The sequence below is a fragment of the Mariniflexile litorale genome (assembly GCF_031128465.2).
Lineage (GTDB): Bacteria > Bacteroidota > Bacteroidia > Flavobacteriales > Flavobacteriaceae > Mariniflexile > Mariniflexile litorale.
Window position 1 is genome coordinate 3,212,487 of record NZ_CP155618.1, and the last position, 22,059, is coordinate 3,234,545.

The window sequence follows — 22,059 nt, forward strand, 5'->3', positions numbered from 1 at the left end:
AATATTGTATATGAAAAATTTAAAAAACACATTTAAATTAAGTGTGTATTCACTTATGGCTATGCTAAGTTTATTAGCATGTAATGATAAACTAGATTTACAAGACGGACAGGTAAATACAGATGATATTGATTATACAAAAACAGAGAATATGATTCAACCTCTCATTGGTGCATATAATGCGTTTGCAACTCGAGGTTGGGAAGAATATATGCTTTTATCTGTTCGAGGAGACGATGTGAATGCTGGTGGGCTTGGAGACCAACAAGATTTTGCTAATACAGACATGTATAGCTATAATAAAGATTATTGGATGTACAATTCCCTTTGGAACTTACATTATTCCGATATTATTAGTGTTAACAATGCTGCTAATTTAATTGAAAATTATAAAGCATTTGCTAGTCCAAGTGAAACGGCTAAAGCAGATCAATATATTGCAGAAACAAAGGTTTTAAGAGCCTGGTTTCATTTTAATTTATCAAGAGTTTTTGGTAGTATTTTTATTATAAATACGGCTATTCCAGATACAGAGATAAAAGATGGTGTTGCCTCCAAAGAGGAGGTTATGCAATATATTTCAGATTTAATGGATGAAGTAATCCCATTGTTACCAGATTCTCGTCCTAACGAACGTAACGATGTTAAAGGAGGTGTTACCAAATACACCGCTTTAGCAATGAAAGCTTTAGCTAATTTAGAACTTAAAAATTATCAAGACGTAGCCGATGCTACAGGAGCCATTATTACATCTAGTAAATTTTCGCTTTATCCAGATTTTTACCAAGCATTTAAAAAACCAGGAGAATTAAGTAATGAAAATCTATTAGAAATGCAATTTTCAGATTATAACTCTGGGACTGGAGATTTCTTCTATTATACTAACGGGGTTTCATATCAACCATTTGCTCCACAAAACTGGACACCAGCAAGAGCCAATGCGGGTAGTGGTTGGGGCTTTTACGAACCTAGTTTAAAGTATATTAAATTCATGCTTACTCGAGGAGAAACGGTACGTTTAGAAACTAGTGTGTTGTTTACAAATCGTGGCATCACTGAAATTAAAACAGATCCTAATTATGCTACATTACCAGCTTGGATAACAAATACTACCAAAGATGGTGATAGAATAAACGATTATTCTCGTGCCTTATTTGCAAGCGGAAAACACTATTTACCTTCTATACAATTAACAGAAGGAAGAAATGTTTATGGTGCTGGTAAAAACATGATCTGTATCCGTTATGCTGAAATTTTGTTAATGCATGCAGAAGCCTTAACAAGAGGAGCTACAAGTTCAGCAATGACTGCAGATCAAGCCGTGAATACCGTAAGACTAAGAGCCGGTTTAGGAAATATTTCAGGAGTAACCTCACAACAAGTTATAGATGAAAAATTTGCTGAAATGGCCATGGAATGGGGAACTCGTTATTACGATATGATTAGACTCGCTAATTATAGCGAACTAAGTTATGATGGAAGAACATTCACTGCAGATAAGGCTTTATTACCTTACCCTCAAGCGCAAGTTGATGCATTGCCATTAGGTGATAATTAATAATAATTTTAAACTACTAAGTATGAAAAAATTCTTAAAATATATAATTGCTTTTTTTGTGATGCTACCAATAGTATCATGCAATGATGGTATAGACTCTATTACAGAAGTGGCTCCTGGAACCGATGAATCAGCACCAGTATTAAATCTTACTTATCCTACTGGAGATATTGTAATACCTTTTACAGATACTGAAACAGATTTAAATATTATCTACAAAGTAATTGATGATATCGAGATTGGTTCAGTATCAGTAATGCTGGATGGTATAAAGATTGATTCCAAGGATCGTTTTTTAGACTATAGAATATTTTTTGGGTCAGTTATCCATAAAAAACTTCAATTAGGAAATCATGAAATGCAAATAAGTGCTACCGATTTAAGTGGAAAAACGACAACACAATCACTTGCATTTAATGTAACTAATAAATACACTGCAAAATATGATGGTGAAATTTTTTACATGCCATTTGAATTTGGAAAATATACAGAACTCATCTCCGAAACGGATCCAAATATTATTGGAACACCAGCTTTTGTAGAGGGAAAATCGGGTACTAGTTACAAAGGAAATACAGGCTCTTATTTAACTTTTCCAACAACAGGATTAACAGGAGGATCATTTAGTGCTGCTATGTGGTACAAACTAACAGCAACCCCAAGCAATGGAGGCATTTTAGTTGCTGGTCCAGAAGATGTTGTTAACGTGGGGTACCCAGCTATTCAAAATAATAGAAAAAGCGGATTTAGATTTTTTAGAGAACCTGGTGCTGCTGGATTTCAACGTTTTAAATTAAATGTTGGTAATGGAACTGCTGATGTTTGGGTTGATGGTGGCTCAGCTGCCGATGTTGCTACTGATGCAGGATGGATTCATCTAGCATTTACAATATCTCCAACAAAAGCGATTGTTTATATTAATGGTACAGCAGTAAAGGAAAGTGCTATCACAGGTATAGATTGGACAGGGTGTAATATATTATCTATTATGTCGGGAGCTCCTCGTTTTACAGGATGGGGTCATCTTTCAGATTTAAGTTATTTAGATGAATTTCGTCTATTTGACAAAGAATTAACACCCACAGAAATTCAAAGTATGATGTAATCTTACTGCATTTGTTTAGTGCAATAAGTTTATAAAACTTTAATAATTAGTTTAGTGGTTTTTTGTTTTTAATATTTTAGCTGTATTTGTTTCAAATACAGCTAAAATTAATTTACTCTATATGAAAATTTTATATCATTATAAATCATTGGTTTTTGTTTTTTTAGTTTTGTTTTTTTTAAACTGCAAAAACCATACAAAACAAAGCGAAGATTTACTTTTAAAAACTCAAAAAAGTGAACTTACAGACGATGAACTTCTTAATTTAATTCAAAAACAAACTATTGACTATTTTTGGAATGGTGCTGAACCTAATTCTGGACTAGCAAGAGAGCGTTTGCATATGGATAATATTTATCCAACATCTCCAAAAAACACCGTAACTACTGGTGGAAGCGGATTTGGACTTATGGCTATTCTAGTAGGCGTAGAAAGAGGATTTATTAATAAAGAAGATGCTTTTTCACGATTTGAAAAAATAATTAATTTTTTAGAAAAAGCAGATAGATTTCACGGTGCATGGCCACATTGGTTAAATGGTGAAACAGGAAAAATGCTACCTTTTAGTAAGAAGGATAATGGTGGTGATTTAGTAGAAACAGCCTTTTTGGTTCAAGGTTTATTAACGGTTTCAGAGTTTTATAAAAACGGGAGTATGCAGGAGCAAGCTCTTGTTTCTAAAATCGATAAGTTATGGAAAGAAGTAGAATGGGATTGGTACACTAAAAATGGTGAAGATGTATTGTATTGGCATTGGTCTCCAGAATTTGGTTGGGATATGAATTTTCCCGTGGGTGGCTATAACGAATGTTTAATTATGTATGTATTAGCAGCAGCGTCGCCAACATATCCTATAAAACCATCAGTATATCATAAAGGCTGGGCTAGAGATGGAAAAATTGTTTCGTCTGAAAAATTCTATGGTGAAGATCTGGTTTTAGATTATTATGAACATGATGAATCTCCCGTTGGGCCACTTTTTTGGGCACATTATTCATATGTAGGGTTAAATCCTCACGGCCTTTCTGATCAATATGCCGATTATTGGAAACTGGTTCAAAACCAAGCTAAAATTCATTACAAATATGCCCAAGATAATCCTAAGGATTATAAAGGTTATGGAGATAGTCTTTGGGGCTTAACTTCTAGTTATTCTATAAAAGGATATAAAGGACATAGACCAGATAACGATTTAGGTGTTATTGCACCAACAGCCGCTTTATCATCTTTCCCATATACACCAAAAGAAAGCATGCAAATGCTTAGAAATTTATATGAAAATCATGATTCATTAATTGGCAAGTATGGTCCTTATGATGCATTTAGTTTACAAGATGATTGGTTTATGCCTAGATATTTGGCTATAGACCAAGGCCCCATACCAGTCATGATAGAAAATTACAGATCTGGATTATTGTGGAATTTGTTTATGAAAAATGAAGACGTTAATAATGGGCTGAATAAATTAGGTTTTACAATAAACGCAAAATAATTACAAAGAAATTCATGATTAAATCTTATCATCTCATATTTTCTCTATTTATTTTCATTTCATGTAGTTCAGATGATGGACCAGGGTATCAAGAACCGTATGTTCCAACGCCAACCGAACCTACAGTAAATGCATTATCAGATATTGAAATGATGGACTTAACACAAAGAGAAACCTTTAAATACTTCTGGGATTTTGCCAATACAAATTCAGGCGCAGCTAAAGAAAGGTATCACCCTAAAAACCCCTCTTTAAATCAAAATGTAGTTACAACAGGAGGAACTGGGTTTGGTTTGATGGCTATTATAGTAGGTATTGAACGAGGCTATGTAACCCGAGTAGAAGGTGTGGAGCGTTTAGATAAGATTTTAACTTTTTTAGAAAATGCCAATCGCTTTCATGGTGCATGGCCACACTGGATGGATGGTGGGACAGGTAGCATATTACCTTTTAGTACTAAAGATAATGGTGGTGATTTAGTGGAAACCGCTTTTTTAGTACAAGGATTAATTTGTATTACCGAATATTTAAAAAATGGAACGGATACGGAAAAGGCTTTAGCTAATAATGCAGATGTTTTGTGGAAAGGTGTGGAATGGAATTGGTATACTCAAAATCAAAATACGCTATATTGGCATTGGAGTCCTAATTATGGTTTTGATATTAATTTAAAATTATCAGGGTATAATGAAACATTAATTACGTATGTTTTGGCAGCAGCTTCACCTAATTATAGCATTTCAAAAGCAATATATGAAAACGGTTGGGCATCTAATGGAAATATAATGTCATCAACTTCTCAATATAGCTTTCCATTAGTGTTAAAACATGCTGGTGGTTCTAATTTTGGAGGCCCTTTATTTTTTAGTCACTATTCCTTCTTAGGTCTAAATCCTAAGAATTTAACAGATCAATATGGTAATTACTGGAACCTTGCTGTTAATCATACCAAAATTAATCGTCAATACTGCGTTTCAAACCCTAATAATTTTGTTGATTATGGTGCAAATTGTTGGGGCTTAACAGCTAGCTACTCTAGAAATACAGATGGCTCTATAGGTTATTCTGCGCATAGTCCTTCCAACGATTTGGGAGTTATTTCACCAACTGCAGCCATAAGTTCAATTCCTTACACACCTTCAGAATCTTTAAGTGTGATGCATTTCCTCTATCAGAAAAAAGATAAATTATTGGGTGTTGCTGGTTTTTATGATGCTTTTAGTCCTCAAAATAATTATTGGGTAGCCGATGCATATTTAGCAATTGACCAAGGACCTCAAATTATTATGATTGAAAATTATAGAACAGGATTGCTTTGGAATTTATTTATGCAAAATCCTGATGTGAAAAATGGTTTAAATAAATTAGGATTTAATTATTAAATGAGACAGAATGGAACTTCAAAAAAATAAAAACAGCAAACTGATTGGTTTATGGATTCTACTTCTTTTTATTTCAAATGTGTTTTTTGCACAGCAAGACATTTTTTTAAAAGAATTATATCTCCATGGTATTGACACTCTGAAGTACCGCATCTTGCTTCCTGAAAATTTCTCAGAATCAAAACAATATCCAGTTGTATTATTTCTACATGGAGCAGGGGAAAGAGGGAATGATAATACCAAACAACTTATGCACGGCAGTAAATTATTTACCGATGAGATGCATAGAGGAGCATTTCCTGCCATAGTTATTTTTCCACAATGTCCACCAAATGATTATTGGTCGAATGCGACAATAGATAGAAGAACGAAGCCTATTTCATTAGTTTATCCTCTAAATGCACCCCCAACCAAAGCTTTAAATTTAGTCATGTTTCTGATGGAAGATTATTTAAACAAACCATTTGTAAATAAAAATAAAGTATATATAGCAGGTTTGTCTATGGGAGGCATGGGTACTTTTGAATTACTTTATAGAAAGCCAAATACTTTCGCAGCTGCTTTTGCAATTTGTGGCGGTGGCAATCCTGAAACCGTTAAAGCGTATGCCAATAAAACCGAACTTTGGGTGTTTCATGGAGCAAAAGACGATGTGGTGGATCCGCAATTATCTATCAATATGGTTTCGGCATATTTAAAAGCAGGAGGAAAACCTAATTTTACCTTATATGCAAACGATAATCATAATAGTTGGGATTCTGCTTTTGCAGAACCTGAGCTTTTAACTTGGCTATTTTCAAAATCAAAAAACTAAAATAAATGAAATTTTCAACAAATATTAACTATGTCTTTTTTTGCCTCATAACGCTATTATTTGTAGCATGTAATTCGAATAAATCGAGTATCGGTTCTGCTAGTAATCCTTTTGAAAGTAAGGTAGATTCTATTTTAAGTTTAATGACAATAGAAGAAAAAATTGGACAGCTTAATTTACCATCATCGGGAGATATAACAACAGGTCAAGCAAAAAGTTCCAACATTGCTAAAAAAATTGAAGAAGGCAAAGTTGGAGGACTTTTCAATATAAAATCAGTAGTAAAAATTAAAGATGTTCAAAGAATAGCTATAGAAAAAAGCCGATTAAAAATACCCCTTCTTTTTGGGATGGATGTTATTCATGGTTACGAAACTACGTTTCCAATCCCATTAGGTTTATCAAGTTCTTGGGATATGGACATGATAAAAAAAACAGCTCAAATGGCAGCACAAGAAGCCACTGCGGATGGTATTAACTGGACCTTTTCTCCCATGGTAGATATCTCTAGAGATCCACGTTGGGGACGTGTTTCCGAAGGTTCTGGTGAAGACGTTTATTTAGGAAGTGAAATAGCGAAAGCTATGGTGCAGGGTTATCAAGGAGACGATTTAACAAAAATAAATACGATGCTAGCTTGTGTAAAGCATTTTGCGCTTTATGGAGCATCAGAAGCCGGAAGAGATTATAATACAGTAGATATGAGTAAAATACGTATGTATAACGAGTATCTTCCTCCTTACAAAGCTGCAATTGATGCAGGGGTGGGTTCTGTAATGGCTTCTTTTAATGAAGTGGATGGGATTCCTGCAACAGGAAACAAATGGTTACTTACCGATTTATTGAGAAAAGATTGGGATTTTACTGGTTTTGTAGTAACCGATTATACTGGAATTGAAGAAATGATATATCATGGCGTAGGAAACTTTCAAAAAGTATCGGCTCAAGCTTTAACTGCAGGGGTTGATATGGATATGGTTTCCGATGGATTTCTTACAACATTAAAAAAATCTTTAGAAGAAGGTAAAATTTCTATAGATGAAATTGATCTAGCTGTAAAACGTATTTTAACGGCAAAGTATCAATTGGGTTTATTTGATGATCCATATAAATATTGTGATGAAAATAGAGCCAAAACAGAAATTTTTACTGATGAAAATAGAGCTTTTGCACGTCAAGTAGCATCAGAATCTATGGTATTATTAAAAAATGAAAATAAATTATTGCCATTAAAAAAATCTGGTACTATTGGATTAATTGGTCCGCTAGGCAATACAGCCGTAAATATGGCAGGAACTTGGAGTGTTGCAACAAAACAAGAGTTATCTAATCCATTATTGGAAGGGTTGAAAACTGTTGTTGGAGATAAAGCAAATATTTTATATGCCAAAGGGAGCCATGTAGATTATGATTTGGACTATGAAAAACGAGGTACCATGTTTGGAAAAGAGATCCCTCGCGATGGAAGAACAGATAAACAGTTAATGGATGAAGCTTTATCTATAGCCTCAAAATCGGATGTTATTATTGCAGCTTTAGGAGAATCTGCTGAAATGAGTGGGGAAAGTAGTAGTAAAACAAACCTACAACTACCTTTAGTTCAAAAAGATTTATTAAATGCGTTATTGAAAACTGGAAAACCTGTTGTTTTAGTTTTATTTACAGGAAGACCTTTAGCCATTGTTGAAGAAAATAAAAATGTTCCTGCAATATTGAATGTTTGGTTTCCTGGTAGCGAAGCAGGTTTAGCAATTTCAGATGTGTTGTTTGGTGATGTAAATCCTTCAGGAAAATTAACGGCTACCTTTCCAATGAATGTTGGGCAAGTACCTATTTTCTATAATCATAAAAATACAGGAAGACCTTTAGGTAATAAAGAAGGTAAATTCGAAAAATTTAAATCAAACTATTTAGATGTTCGTAATGAGCCCCTGTACCCATTTGGATATGGTTTAAGTTATACGACTTTTAAATATGATAATTTGCAATTAAATACTACAAAAATAGATAATAAAGGAAGTGTTGAGGTTTCTGTAGATATAACCAATTCGGGAGATTTTAATGGTAAGGAAGTGGTTCAGCTTTATGTACAAGATGTAGAAGGTTCAGTAACCAGGCCTGTAAAAGAACTTAAAGGTTTTCAAAAAGTTGAAATTAATAAAGGAAAAACTGTAACGTTAAAATTTCAGTTAAGTGAAAACGATTTGAAGTTTTACAATTCGAACCTCGATTTTGTTGCAGAACCAGGGTTTTTTAAAGTTTTTGTAGGGACAGATTCCAATGCGAGTTTGTCTGCTCAATTTGAATTAACTAAATAAATAGCGGCATTGAAAAAATCACTCATCATATTATTGCTTTGTTCATTTTATAATATAGGAGCTCAAGAGCTAAAGTCGCCTTCCAAAGAAGTTATAGTTCATTTCTTTTTAAATGCAGAAGGGGAACCCAATTATACCGTTTCATATAAAGGAAAGGACGTTATTACAGCGAGTAAATTAGGTGTGTTATTAAAAGACGGTACCCAGTTAACACATGATTTTAAAGTGATTCATTCTAGTGAAAGTTCCGTAGATGAGGTATGGGAGCCTGTTTTAGGTGAGCAGTCTTCCATAAGAAATCATTACAACGAATTGAAACTTGAACTCAAACAAAACGGAACCAATAAGCTATTAGATATTGTTTTTAAAGTTTATGATGAAGGTCTTGCATTTCGTTATGAATTTCCGTTCGAAAATAAAGTGAATTACTTTGTTATTTCAGATGAAAGCACGGAATTTAACTTAACAGGAGATCATAAAGCTTTTTGGATTCCAGGAGATTTTGATAGTCAGGAATATGCCTATAATGAGACCAAACTATCTGAAATTGATATTTCAAAATTAGACTTGAATAATGGTATTGCACTTAAAAGTATCACTAGTAATTTTAGAGTACAATCACCATTAATGATGAAATCCGATAATGGGTTGTACATCAATATTTTTGAAGCAGCGGTAAATAATTATCCCGTCATGCATTTGGATCTAATTACTGAAACCTTTCAATTAAAATCCAGTTTAGTGCCTAATGCCCTTGGTGATAAAGCTTATTTAAGAACACCAGGATTTACGCCATGGCGTACCATAATGGTAAGTGACGACGCAAGAGCTATTGTAGCTTCTAAAATGATTTTAAATTTAAATGAACCCAGTAACATTGATGATACCTCTTGGATAAAACCCATGAAGTACGTGGGTATTTGGTGGGAAATGCATGTTGGCATATCTACTTGGGATTATGCAGGTAGCCAAAACGCACAAAACGTAGAATCGAAAGCCCTTATTCCTTCAGGAAAACATGGCGCCACAACAGCTAATACAAAACGCTACATCGATTTTGCTGCAAAACACGGTTTTGATGGGGTTTTAGTTGAAGGTTGGAATGTTGGATGGGAAGATTGGTTTGGGAACTGGAAAGAAGACGTTTTCGATTTTATAACACCTTATCCAGATTTCGATATGGAAGAAGTTTCAAATTATGCACAATCCAAAGGTGTGAAAATGATTATGCATCATGAAACGTCTGGATCTGTTGCTAATTATGAAAGGCATTTAGATAGAGCCATGAATTTAATGAAACAATATCATTATCCTGCTGTAAAATCGGGTTATGTAGGTAGAATTATCCCTAGAGGTGAATTTCATGATGGACAAATGATGGTGAATCATTTCAATTTTGTAGCGCAGCGAATGGCCGATAATAAATTGCTGTTAAATTCACATGAATCTTCAAGGCCAACCGGTTACCATAGAACCTATCCAAATTATGTAGCTTCTGAAGCTGCACGAGGTAACGAATTTAATGCATGGAGTTCAGGTAATCCACCGGCACATGAAACCATATTACCCTTTACACGATTATTAGGTGGCCCCATGGATTATACACCAGGTATATTTGAAATACAGAGGAGTGCCTATGATTCCAAAAAAACGGAACAGGTTCATAGCACTTTGGCTAAACAATTGGCACTGTATGTTACTATGTATTCACCACTGCAAATGGCAGCCGATTTACCACAGAATTACGAACAACATTTAGATGCTTTTCAGTTTATAAAAGACGTTCCTCTAGATTGGCAAGCCTCCATTTACCTAGAGGCTGAGCCTGGTGATTTTTTAACTGTTGTAAGAAAGGATAAGAAGTCTGAAAATTGGTTTTTAGGAGCTATAACCGATGAGAATTCTAGAAAAACAGATATCAAACTAGACTTTTTAACGCCTAATAAAAAGTATATAGCAACCATTTATCAAGATGGAAAAGATGCCCATTGGAAACATAATCCTAAAAGTTATGCTATAAATTCGGTAACAGTGACTAGTAAATCTAAACTCAAAATTAACTTAGCAGCAGGTGGGGGCACTGCGGTTAGTTTTGAACTAAAGAAGTAAATGATCATGAAAAATTTATTTAAGTATATAATTATTTCATCTATTTTATTAGGTTTTAGCTTGATGGATGCACAACAAAAAACCTATTGTAATCCTATAAATATAGATTATGGTTATACCCCTTTTGAATCATTTTCTAGTCAAGGTAAGCACCGTGCTACTGCCGACCCTGTTATTGTAAATTTCAAAAACAAATACTTCCTTTTTTCTACAAACCAAGAAGGGTATTGGTGGAGCGAAGATATGCTTCACTGGAAATTCGTATATCGAAAATTTTTACGTGACGACACTTATACTCACGATTTAAATGCGCCAGCAGTTTTCGCAATAAAAGACACTTTGTATGTGTATGGTTCTACCTGGAAATCGGATTTTCCTATCTATAAAAGTACCAATCCAACAGTTGATGATTGGGAAATAGCTGTGGATACGCTTAAAGTAGGTGCGTGGGATCCTGCATTTCATTATGATGAAGATAAAGACAAGCTCTATCTGTATTGGGGGTCTAGTAATATTTGGCCACTTTTAGGTACCGAAATCAATACTAAAACTATGCAGTCGGAAGGTTACACAGTTCCCATTGTTAAATTGTTTCCAGAAGATCATGGTTGGGAACGTTTTGGCGAGCATAATGATAATGTATTTTTGCAACCTTTTATAGAAGGCGCATGGATGACTAAACACAATAACAAATACTATATGCAATATGGTGCGCCAGCAACCGAGTTTAGTGGTTATGCCGATGGGGTGTATGTTAGTGAAGACCCATTGGGCAGTTTCCAGTACCAACAGCACAACCCTTTTTCCTACAAACCAGGTGGTTTTGTTAGAGGCGCTGGACATGGTGCCACTTTTCAAGATAATTTTAATAATTATTGGCACGTATCAACCACAGTGATCTCAACAAAAAATAATTTTGAAAGACGTTTGGGTATTTGGCCTGCAGGATTTGATGCCGATGATGTGATGTATTGCAACACGGCTTATGGCGATTATCCCACATTACTCCCCGAATTTGCTAAAGGTAAAGATTTTTCAAAAGGATTATTTACAGGTTGGATGCTTTTAAATTACCAGAAACCTGTACAAGTGTCTTCCAGTTTAGGAGGCTATCATCCCAATTTAGCTGTAGATGAAGATATAAAGACGTATTGGAGTGCCAAAACAGGAAACAAAGGCGAATGGTTTCAAACCGATTTAGGTCATATTTCTACAATACATGCGATTCAAATAAATTATGCCGATCAAGATGTGGCGTTTATGGGGAAAACCTTAGGTAAGTTTCATCAATATAAAATTTATGGTTCTAATGATGGAAAAAAATGGCAAATAGTTGTAGATAAAAGTAAAAACAAAACGGATGTTCCACATGATTATATTGAAATGGAAAAACCAGCGAGCTTCCGTTATTTAAAAATGGAAAACCTTCACATGCCAACAGGAAAGTTTGCACTAAGTGGATTTCGTGTATTTGGAGAAGGTAATGGAAGTAAGCCCGCTGCGGTTGAAAATTTTATTGTATTAAGATCAAGTCCTAAAAAATATGGCGAACGCCGAAGCATATGGTTTAAATGGCAACAAAATACTTTAGCCGATGGATATGTTATTTATTGGGGCAAATCGGCGGACAAACTCTATGGGAGTATGATGGTTTATAGTAAAAATGAATACTATTTTACGGGAGCGGATAGGGCAGATGCTTACTATTTTCAAATTGAAGCATTTAATGCTAACGGTATGAGTGAACGTACTGAAATAAAAAAATCAGAATAAAAATATGACTTTTAAAATTAAACCTTTACTTGTTACTTTGCTGTATTTAGGATTTCTAAGATTAATGGTTTTTGTAGGCTATGCGCAAAAACCTGAGACAAAATCTAGTTTAAAATACGAAAGGAATACCCCAAATTATAAAGCCAAAGTAGATTCCTTAATGAATTTAATGACGCTTCAAGAAAAGATTGGACAAACTGTTATGTATAGTGGCAGTTGGGATCAAACAGGGCCTATTGTAGGATCAGATAACGGAAAATACATTAGAGAAAGTAATTTGGGCGCTATGTTAAATGCATTTACCGTTAAAGGTACTCGTGATTTACAAAAAATAGCAGTAGAAGAAACACGCTTAGGAATTCCATTATTATTTGGTTATGATGTGATTCACGGGTATCGTACTATTTTCCCAATTAACTTAGGGTTATCTGCAAGCTGGGATTTAAACATGATTGAAGAAAGCTCTAGAATTGCTGCCGAAGAAGCTTCCGCTGAAGGATTGCATTGGACTTTTGCACCTATGGTAGATATTGCTCGCGATCCACGTTGGGGTCGTGTTTCAGAAGGTGCAGGTGAAGATGTGTATTTGGGTAGTCAAATAGCCAAAGCTTATGTAAAAGGTTTTCAAGGGGATGATTTATCAAAGTACAACACCATTTTGGCTTGTGCAAAGCATTTTGTGGGATACGGTGCAGCCCAAGCAGGACGCGATTATCATACGGTAAATATGGGAGAAAGTGAATTGCGAAACGTGTATTTACCACCATTCAAATCAACGGTTGATGCTGGTGTAGAAACATTCATGTCGGGTTTTAATGAGTTGAATGGTGTTCCAACCTCTGGAAATAAATTTACTTTAAGAAATGTTTTAAGAGATGAATGGGGCTTTGAAGGATTTGTGGTTTCTGATTACACATCTATTAATGAAATGATTCCACATGGATTTGCAAAAGATAGTACAGATGCTGCTAGAATAGGTATGAATAGTGGTGTGGATATGGATATGGTGGGGCATGTGTACCGATTGCATCTTAAAAAATTAGTGGAAGAAGGTAAAGTTCTTGAAAGTTATATAAATGATGCTTGCCGCAGAATTCTTATGGCAAAATTTAAATTGGGATTATTTGAAGACCCCTATAGATATATTGATGAAAAGCGCGAAGTCGAAACCAAGTACAAACCATATTTTTTGGCAAAAGGCAGAGAAATTGCCGCCGCATCATTAGTATTATTACAGAATAAAAATAATGCGTTACCCCTTTTTAAAAGCACAAAAGCGATAGCTTTTATTGGTCCCTTAGTGAAAGATGAATATGATATTTTAGGCAATTGGGCAGCAAAAGGTGATCGCAACGGAAAAGCAGTTAGCATATTTGAGGGGGTTTCAGAATATTTAAAACCTAAACAAATATTGTATGCTAAAGGATGCGATATTTTAAAAGAGGATACCACGGCATTTAATGAAGCTATCACTGTTTCTAAAAAAGCAGATGTGATAGTTTTAGTGATGGGGGAAGGGCATCATATGAGTGGTGAAGCAGCTTCTAGAACAAACATAAAAATCCCAGGTGTTCAACCCATTCTTATAAAAAAATCCGAGAAGCCAACCCAAACAAAAGGATTGTTTTGGTATTAATGAATGGTCGTCCTATTAATTTATCCGATGAAGTTGATTTAGTAGATTCCGTATTGGAAGTTTGGTTCCCTGGTACTATGGGAGGGGCTGGAGTTGCCGATGTTTTGTTTGGGGCTTATAATCCATCGGGAAAATTAACGATGACTTTCCCTCGCAATGTAGGTCAAGTTCCTATTTATTACAATATGAAAAACACGGGAAGACCAACTCCTGATAATAATCCGAAGGAAGATTATAAAAGTAATTATATAGATGCGCCAAATACACCATTATTCCCTTTTGGACATGGGTTGAGTTATACGACGTTTCAATATTCTGATGTAAAGTTGTCTACAAATATATTAACCTTTTCTGGTAACATTTCAGCATCTACAACCATTACAAATACAGGAACTATGGATGGTTATGAAATTACACAATTATACATCCATGATAAAGTGGCAAGCATTACGAGACCCGTTAAAGAACTTAAAGGCTTTCAAAAGATCTTTTTGAAAAAAGGTGAAAGTAAAACGGTAACATTTACCATTTCAGCAGAAGATTTAAAATTTTATAATAATGAAATGCAGTACAACGTTGAGCCAGGCGATTTTGAAATTGCCATTGAAACAAGTTCCGATTTTAAGTTCAACAAGATTTTTACATTAATTGATTAATAGCAACTAACCTGCAAGGTTTATTTAACCTCGTGGGTTTTAAATTGAACCATTTTGAAATCAACTATTTTTTTTAAAACGAAATATATTACAATTGCTGCGTTATGTATTGTTTATTCACTTAAAAATTTCTCACAACAAACCATCATCAATTCGGGGTGGCAATTCTCAGAAAATCAAACCACTTGGGAAACTGTAAACCTACCACACACTTGGAATCTTCTAGATGCATTTGATGATAAACCAGGTTACAGACAAGGATTTGGATATTATAAAAAACAAGTGTTTATTCCTTCAGAAGAAAAAAACAATATTCACTATTTAAAATTTAATGCTGTAAACCAAGAAGCAATCGTATTTGTAAATGGACAAAAAATCGGGAATCACAAAGGTGGCTATACGGCTTTTAATTTTGATATTTCAGCATTTGTAAATTATGATGCTTATAATTTAATAGAAGTAACTGTTGATAATTCTTATAACGAAAACATACCGCCTTTAGATGCAGATTTCACCTTTTATGGGGGTATTTATAGAGATGTAGAATTAATTTCACTACCTAAACAACACTTTAGTTTAGATGATTTTGCTTCCGATGGATTTTATATAAATTACTATAACATTTCGGAAGAAAAAGCAGGTGTTGAGCTAACGAGTATTTTAAACAATAAGGCTTCAATTAATTTAAAAACGAAATTGCGTTTAGATTTATTTGATGCTGAAGGTAACGTGGCGAAAACTAGAACTGAAACGTTAAAACTTCCAGCTGAAACTTCCAACGAATTTAAAATTAAGTTGCCAGAAGTTTACAGTCCTAAATTATGGTCGCCAGAAACCCCCTATTTATACCAATTAAAATTGGTTTTGATGGATGAAAATGAGCATATTTTAGATTCAAAATCTGTAAATATAGGTTTTCGTTGGGCAAGTATAGATGCTGAAAAAGGTTTCTTTTTAAATGGAAAACCCATCAAACTAATTGGAGTAAATAGGCATCAAGATTATGAAGGTTATGGTAATGCCGTTCCTTTAGAACTTCAAAAAAAAGATATTCAGCTTATCAAAGAAATGGGAGCAAACCTGCTTAGAAATGCACATTATCCACAATCTCGTGAGTTGTATGAAATGTGTGATAAGCTGGGTATTTTAGTTTGGACAGAAATTCCAGTGGTTAATAAAGTAACCGATTCTGAAGCGTTTTTTGATATTTGTATAAATATGCAAAAGGAACATATAAAACAATATTACAATTACCCTTCTGTGGTGATGTTTGGTTATATGAATGAAATTTTTTTAAGGTTGGCTTTTGATAATAAATCCACTTTAGAAGAAAAAAACCAATTAAAAAAAGCATCCCTAAAGCTTGCCAATCACTTGGAAAATTTAACTAGAAAACTGGCGCCTAACCATATTACTGTTATGGCTTGTCATTTAAATGACGTATATAATGAAACAGGAATTGCCGATATTCCTATGCTTTTGGGATGGAACTTGTATTTTGGATGGTACGATAAAGACATTCCAGATTTAGGAGATTTCTTAGATGACCAACATAAACGGTATCCAAAGCGTTCCTTGTTACTTTCAGAATATGGTCCTGGAGCAGACGTGAGAGTTTATACAAGAACCCCAAAAAAGTTTGATTTTTCAACCGAGTATCAAGCAAAATTGCACCAATCATACTTTCAACAAATTATCGAACGCCCTTTTATGACTGGTATGACCGCTTGGAATTTTGCCGATTTTGGTTCAGAATTTCGTGGTGACGCTATTCCGCATGTGAACCAAAAAGGTTTAGTAAATTATGATAGAACTCCAAAAGAGATTTACTATTGGTACAAATCGGTTTTAGACAAAAACCGTCCCTTTTTGCATATTGCAACACATTATTTGTCTGGATTAACTTTGTTTGGTAATGAAACGTATCCTATCCAAATCTATTCTAATCAAAAAACGGCTTCAGTATTTTTAAATGATAAAAAATTTGAAGATATCATTTTTAATGAAGGTTTTGAAACTATAAACATGCTTTTTGTTAATGGAATTAACCAAATAAAAGTAATTTCAGAAGGTGTTTCTGATACAAAAAATGTAGAGGTTTTAAGAATAGATGCTTTAGATTTTAATAACTTTAATCGTTTAGGAATCAATATGGGCTCTCATTTTTATTTTACGGACGAAACTAAAGGAATTACGTTTGTTCCAGACCAACCTTACATTAAAGGATGGTATGGTTACGCAAATGGCGAACCTTTTGGAATGAGTAAGGACAAAAATCAAGGCATACCGCACGATATTAAAAATTCAACTTCAGAACCTTTATTTCAAACCATGTTAGAAGGGTGTACAAGTTATAAAATTGATGTTCCTAAAGGAAAATATAAAGTGTCATTGTATTTTGTAGAACCACAAATTAAACCCATTGATAATATTTATAATTTATCAAAAACATCTACAGAAACAGATGTGAAAAACCAGCGTATTTTTGATGTTTATTTGAATGATAAATTAATTCAAAAACAGTTCAATATGGCTAAAGAATATCATGAAAAATATGGGATTACAATCACAAATAATATCAATGTTAATAGAAATGAAGGCTTAACAATTTCTTTACAACCCATTGAAGGAAGACCAGTAATTAGTGGCGTTTTAATTGAAAAATTAGATTAGATCAAATATGTTTTAGTAATTTAAATAATTAGAATATTCAAACTAAAATCATAAAAAACTAAACATTATGAAGTTATTAATTTATGTCGTTTGTGTTGCGTTTATGCTTCAATCTTGCGGCCAGAAACTAGTCCAAAAAGTTAAAGTTTTAAAGCCACAACTGCCCAATATTATTTATATTATGGCTGATGACCATGCTACACAAGCTATAAGCGCTTATGGACATCCTATAAGTGAATTGGCACCAACTCCAAATATTGATAGAATTGCCAATGATGGGGCATTGTTTAAAAATAATTTTTGCACCAATTCAATTTGTGGTCCCAGTAGAGCTGTAGTTTTAACAGGTAAGTTCAGTCATATCAACGGGTTTAGAATGAACGGAGATGTATTTGATGGCAATCAGCAAACATTTCCAAAACTACTTCAAGAAACAGGATACCATACAGGAACGATTGGTAAATGGCATATAGATGGCATTCCTCAAGGATTTAATTATTGGCATATTTTAACCGATCAAGGCAATTATTACAATCCAGATTTTATTGGTGTCAATGAAAAAACTCAAAAAATTGATACAACGAGAATTGAAGGTTATGCCACTGACATTATTACAGATGAAGCTATAAAATATCTTGATAACATAAAAAATAGCAAACAACCTTTTATGCTTATGCTACACCATAAAGCACCACACAGAAACTGGATGCCTGCATTGAGACATTTAAATAAGTATGATACAGTTAAATTTCCGCTCCCTAACACCTATTTCAATTCTCATGAAGGCTCAACAGCTTCAAAAGAGCAACTACAAACTATTTACAAAGATATGTATGAAGGTCATGATCTTAAAATGACCAAAGAAAAAGGGAGTAATGAATTGGCACATAACCCGTGGACTACAGATTTTGATAGAATGACCACAGAACAACGCGCCATTTGGGATAAAGCGTATCAACCAAAAAATGATGCATTTCATGATGCTCATCTTTCAGGGAAAGCATTAGCAGAATGGAAAGGACAGCGTTATCTGCAAGACTATTTAGCAACTATAGCTTCTGTTGATGAAGGTGTGGGGAAAATTCTTGATTATTTGGAAATTAACGGTTTGTCTGAAAATACCCTTGTTATATATACCACAGATCAAGGGTTTTATTTAGGTGAAAAAGGCTGGTTTGATAAGCGTTTTATGTATGAAGAATCGTTGTGCATGCCACTTGTAATGAAATATCCAAAAGGCATAAAAAAGGGCACGGTTATTCATGCTTTAACCCAAAATGTTGATTTTGCCGAAACATTTTTAGATTATGCCCACGTTAAAATACCTGAGGATATGCAGGGGAAATCGTTAAGACCTTTACTTGAAGGAAAGCAAAATGCTGAAGATTTTAGAGAGGCTGTTTACTATCATTATTATGATTACCCTGCATTTCACATGGTTAAAAAAATGTATGGTGTTAGAACAAAACGTTATAAACTAATTCATGTTTATGATGATATTGATGAGTGGGAACTATACGATTTGGAAAAGGATCCTCAAGAGCTTAAAAATATAATAAACGATTTTTCTTACAACGAAATTAAAGTGAAACTTCATTATAAGTTAGATGTTTTACAAACTAAGTATCATGTAACAAACAAAGAATTTGAAAAAGCATCTAAAGAAGATGTTGATAAAGCCTTTAAGCAATTTGAAAGGTTACGTGGGCAAACAGGAACTTCATATAATCCCATAAAAGATAAAGACAAGAAATTTTTTTCAAACTAAAAATTAATATAAAATTATGAAGCAATTAGTAATTACTTTATTTGCCTTCCTAAATATAAGCTTACATGCTCAGGAATTATCCGTAATGACCTATAATATTAAATTGGATTTCCCTAAAGAAGGAGAAAATAGTTGGACTAAAAGAAGACCGTTCTTTATAAATCAACTCAAATTTCACGAACCAGATGTATGGGGTGTTCAGGAAGCAATGCCAAACCAAATGAAAGAAATAGATAGTCTTTTGGTGGATTATAATTTTATAGGTGTTGGACGGGATAATGGCAGGAATGAGGGAGAATATTCAGCTATATTTTATAAAGCAGATCAATTTGAAGTATTGAAATCATCTACATTTTGGCTGTCAGATACACCCGAAAAAGTATCAATGGGTTGGGATGCTGTTTGTAACAGAGTGTGTACTTATGGTTTGTTCAAAAACCTTAAAACGAAAAAAACGTTTTGGGTATTTAATACACATTTCGATCATGTTGGCACAAAAGCGCGAATAGAAAGTGCAAAATTAATTTTAAATAAAATTAAGCTTTTAAACACCAAAAGTTTACCAGTAATTTTAATGGGCGATTTTAATATGGAATCACAACATGAGAGTATTCAGTACATTTCACAAATCTTAAACGATTCAAAATCTATTGCAAATAACACTTTTGGACCTTCAGGAACTTTTAATAATTTTGAATTTCACAAACCAGTAACTCGACGTATTGACTATATATTTTTAAGTGATGATTTAACAATAAACAAGTATGCTGTTTTAAGCGATTCTAAAGATTGTCATTATCCATCAGACCACTTGCCTGTTTATGTAAAGATAACTATTACAGACTAGACATATAAAGTGATTATTGAAACAATGAAAGCGTATAAAATATATAGATTGTTTGCTGAAAGGGAATCTTGTACCAAAGAAATTAAATGACTAACTCAAAAAATTTAAATTGTTCAAAAATAAAATATAAAAAAGACTACTTATTTTTTAAGTAGTCTTTTAAATATCAATTAATTTATATTTTATTATTTCCTAAAAATAGTTTGTTTTCTATCCGGTCCTACTGATACAATCGTGATAGGTAGTTCTAATTCTTTTTCTAAGAACTCAATATATTCATTTAAAGCTTTTGGCATTTGAGCACCTTCAGACATTTGTGTTAGATCTTCTTTCCAGCCATCTACTTCCGTATAAATGGGTTCTACATTCTCTGGTTCGATGTTATAAGGGAAGTGAGAAATGACCTCGCCTTTATATTTATAAGCGGTACATACTTTTAAGGTTTTAAAACCAGAAAGCACATCACCTTTCATCATCATTAATTGGGTAACCCCGTTCACTTGGCAAGCGTATTTTAAGGCTACTAAGTCTAACCAACCACAACGTCTTGCACGCCCTGTAGTAGCTCCGAATTCACTACCAACACGACTCATGGTGGCACCATCTTCGTCAAATAATTCGGTAGGGAAGGGCCCAGAACCTACACGGGTTGTGTATGCTTTGAAAATACCAAAAACTTCACCAATTTGGTTAGGTGCAACGCCTAAACCGGTACAAGCACCAGCAGCGGTTGTATTACTAGATGTTACAAATGGATAGGTTCCAAAATCAATATCTAATAACGACCCTTGAGCACCTTCAGCTAAAATTGTTTTTCCAGATTTTTGTGCTTGGTATATAAATTCTTCAGAATCAATAAACTTTAATGTTTTTAAAACGTCAATCGCTTTAAAAAATTCAGCTTCCAATTCCGCTAAATTGTATTCTATATCTACATTGTAAAAAGCAATCATAGATTCATGCTTATCCGCCAATGCTCTATAACGCTCTTTCCAATCGTTTAATTCTAAATCACCTACACGAAGCCCATTTCTTCCGGTTTTATCCATGTAAGTTGGTCCAATTCCTTTTAGGGTAGAACCTATTTTAGCTTTTCCTTTAGAGGCTTCACTAGCAGCATCCAATAATCGGTGGGTTGGTAAAATGATGTGTGCTTTACGAGAAATAACTAAAGACTTTCTGTAATCTACCTTCTGAGCTTCAAGTTTGTCTAGTTCAGCTTTAAATATCACAGGATCGATTACAACGCCATTACCTACCAAGTTGGTAGTGTCGTCATGGAAAATCCCTGAAGGAATGGTGTGTAATACGTGTTTTTGACCATTAAAAACTAGTGTGTGTCCTGCGTTTGGACCTCCTTGGAAACGAGCTATAATGTTATAGTTAGAGGTAAGTACATCAACAATTTTTCCTTTGCCTTCGTCTCCCCATTGTAGTCCTAGTAGTAAATCTACTGCCATTGTAAAAATTAGTTATTTAGTTGTTTTTCTATTTCCGTAGAAATAAAGTGAATGATTATTAATTTCAATATCGAAAACTTCTTCGATGGTTTTTTTTATAGATTGAATTCTTGGATCGCAAAACTCGATAACCTCACCAGTATCCGTTAAAATAACGTGATCATGTTGTCTATCAAAATATGATTTTTCGTAATGGGCTTGGTTTTGACCAAATTGATGTTTTCTAACCAATTTGCATTCAAGAAGTAATTCTATAGTATTATAAAGTGTCGCTCTAGATACACGGTATTTTTTGTTTTTCATATTAAGATATAGAGACTCTATATCGAAATGCTCTTTGTTGTTATAAATTTCTTGCAGTATAGCGTATCTTTCGGGCGTTTTTCGGTGTCCGTTATTTTCTAAAAAGTTAGTAAAAACAGTTTTTACAGTCTCTTGATTTTTTGTTTCTGCGTTTTCATCCATAAT

Annotated in this window: 14 protein-coding genes and 1 pseudogene; 13 read left to right on the forward strand and 2 right to left on the reverse strand. The window is 33.8% G+C overall.

The features are described 5' to 3' along the window. The first annotated feature begins 10 nt into the window (after positions 1-10). The 13 genes and pseudogenes from QLS71_RS13510 (at position 11) to QLS71_RS13570 (ending at position 20,131) form a co-directional block, all read left to right on the forward strand. Positions 11-1,558, forward strand: a complete 1,548-nt coding sequence (locus QLS71_RS13510; RefSeq protein ID WP_308992562.1) for a RagB/SusD family nutrient uptake outer membrane protein — start codon at positions 11-13, stop codon at positions 1,556-1,558. Between the two features lie 22 nt (positions 1,559-1,580). Then, a complete protein-coding gene (locus QLS71_RS13515) occupies positions 1,581-2,663 on the forward strand; it encodes a LamG domain-containing protein (protein WP_308992561.1) in 1,083 nt (360 codons plus the stop codon). Positions 2,664-2,784: 121 nt separating this feature from the next. Continuing rightward, positions 2,785-4,155 carry a glucoamylase family protein gene (locus QLS71_RS13520; protein WP_308992560.1) on the forward strand — a complete coding sequence of 457 codons (1,371 nt, stop codon included), beginning with the start codon at positions 2,785-2,787 and terminating at the stop codon, positions 4,153-4,155. Between the two features lie 14 nt (positions 4,156-4,169). Continuing rightward, a complete protein-coding gene (locus tag QLS71_RS13525) occupies positions 4,170-5,537 on the forward strand; it encodes a glucoamylase family protein (RefSeq protein WP_308992559.1) in 1,368 nt (455 codons plus the stop codon). 10 nt (positions 5,538-5,547) lie between these two features. Beyond that, entirely contained in the window at positions 5,548-6,351 is an 804-nt protein-coding gene (locus QLS71_RS13530) for an alpha/beta hydrolase-fold protein (protein WP_308992558.1), read from the forward strand. A gap of 5 nt (positions 6,352-6,356) precedes the next feature. Continuing rightward, positions 6,357-8,669, forward strand: a complete 2,313-nt coding sequence (bglX, locus tag QLS71_RS13535) for a beta-glucosidase BglX (RefSeq protein WP_308992557.1) — start codon at positions 6,357-6,359, stop codon at positions 8,667-8,669. Between the two features lie 9 nt (positions 8,670-8,678). Further along, positions 8,679-10,778 (forward strand): glycoside hydrolase family 97 protein, encoded by a 2,100-nt coding sequence (locus tag QLS71_RS13540; protein ID WP_308992556.1) that lies wholly within the window; start codon positions 8,679-8,681, stop codon positions 10,776-10,778. Positions 10,779-10,784: 6 nt separating this feature from the next. After that, positions 10,785-12,551: a discoidin domain-containing protein gene (locus QLS71_RS13545; RefSeq protein ID WP_308992555.1), complete on the forward strand. Its 1,767-nt coding sequence runs from the start codon at positions 10,785-10,787 to the stop codon at positions 12,549-12,551. Between the two features lie 202 nt (positions 12,552-12,753). Then, positions 12,754-14,426, forward strand: a pseudogene (locus tag QLS71_RS13550) (glycoside hydrolase family 3 N-terminal domain-containing protein); the annotation flags it as partial. Between the two features lie 156 nt (positions 14,427-14,582). Then, positions 14,583-14,843 (forward strand): fibronectin type III-like domain-contianing protein, encoded by a 261-nt coding sequence (locus tag QLS71_RS13555; protein WP_348636632.1) that lies wholly within the window; start codon positions 14,583-14,585, stop codon positions 14,841-14,843. A 54-nt stretch (positions 14,844-14,897) separates the two neighbouring features. Further along, the gene (locus QLS71_RS13560) at positions 14,898-17,516 is read left to right on the forward strand and encodes a glycoside hydrolase family 2 TIM barrel-domain containing protein (protein WP_308992553.1); all 2,619 of its coding nucleotides are present in this window, start codon (positions 14,898-14,900) and stop codon (positions 17,514-17,516) included. Between the two features lie 67 nt (positions 17,517-17,583). Beyond that, positions 17,584-19,284: a sulfatase gene (locus QLS71_RS13565; RefSeq protein WP_308992552.1), complete on the forward strand. Its 1,701-nt coding sequence runs from the start codon at positions 17,584-17,586 to the stop codon at positions 19,282-19,284. Positions 19,285-19,300: 16 nt separating this feature from the next. Next, a complete protein-coding gene (locus QLS71_RS13570; protein WP_308992551.1) occupies positions 19,301-20,131 on the forward strand; it encodes an endonuclease/exonuclease/phosphatase family protein in 831 nt (276 codons plus the stop codon). A gap of 185 nt (positions 20,132-20,316) precedes the next feature. Here the strand turns inward: QLS71_RS13570 and QLS71_RS13575 are convergent, their stop codons facing one another. Further along, complete coding sequence (locus QLS71_RS13575; protein ID WP_308992550.1) at positions 20,317-21,591, reverse strand: adenylosuccinate synthase; 1,275 nt, start codon at positions 21,589-21,591, stop codon at positions 20,317-20,319. 12 nt (positions 21,592-21,603) lie between these two features. Further along, on the reverse strand, positions 21,604-22,056 hold the full coding sequence (locus tag QLS71_RS13580; protein WP_308992549.1) for a transcriptional repressor: 453 nt from the start codon (positions 22,054-22,056) through the stop codon (positions 21,604-21,606). Positions 22,057-22,059: the final 3 nt, after the last annotated feature.

Bases quoted from the DNA above. Each gene is read 5' to 3' on its own strand.
- QLS71_RS13510 (WP_308992562.1), top strand. From the start codon at position 11: ATGAAAAATTTAAAAAACACATTTAAATTAAGTGTGTATTCACTTATG.
- QLS71_RS13515 (WP_308992561.1), top strand. From the start codon at position 1,581: ATGAAAAAATTCTTAAAATATATAATTGCTTTTTTTGTGATGCTACCA.
- QLS71_RS13520 (WP_308992560.1), top strand. From the start codon at position 2,785: ATGAAAATTTTATATCATTATAAATCATTGGTTTTTGTTTTTTTAGTT.
- QLS71_RS13525 (WP_308992559.1), top strand. From the start codon at position 4,170: ATGATTAAATCTTATCATCTCATATTTTCTCTATTTATTTTCATTTCA.
- QLS71_RS13530 (WP_308992558.1), top strand. From the start codon at position 5,548: ATGGAACTTCAAAAAAATAAAAACAGCAAACTGATTGGTTTATGGATT.
- bglX (WP_308992557.1), top strand. From the start codon at position 6,357: ATGAAATTTTCAACAAATATTAACTATGTCTTTTTTTGCCTCATAACG.
- QLS71_RS13545 (WP_308992555.1), top strand. From the start codon at position 10,785: ATGAAAAATTTATTTAAGTATATAATTATTTCATCTATTTTATTAGGT.
- QLS71_RS13555 (WP_348636632.1), top strand. From the start codon at position 14,583: ATGGATGGTTATGAAATTACACAATTATACATCCATGATAAAGTGGCA.
- QLS71_RS13565 (WP_308992552.1), top strand. From the start codon at position 17,584: ATGAAGTTATTAATTTATGTCGTTTGTGTTGCGTTTATGCTTCAATCT.
- QLS71_RS13570 (WP_308992551.1), top strand. From the start codon at position 19,301: ATGAAGCAATTAGTAATTACTTTATTTGCCTTCCTAAATATAAGCTTA.
- QLS71_RS13575 (WP_308992550.1), bottom strand. From the start codon at position 21,591: ATGGCAGTAGATTTACTACTAGGACTACAATGGGGAGACGAAGGCAAA.
- QLS71_RS13580 (WP_308992549.1), bottom strand. From the start codon at position 22,056: ATGGATGAAAACGCAGAAACAAAAAATCAAGAGACTGTAAAAACTGTT.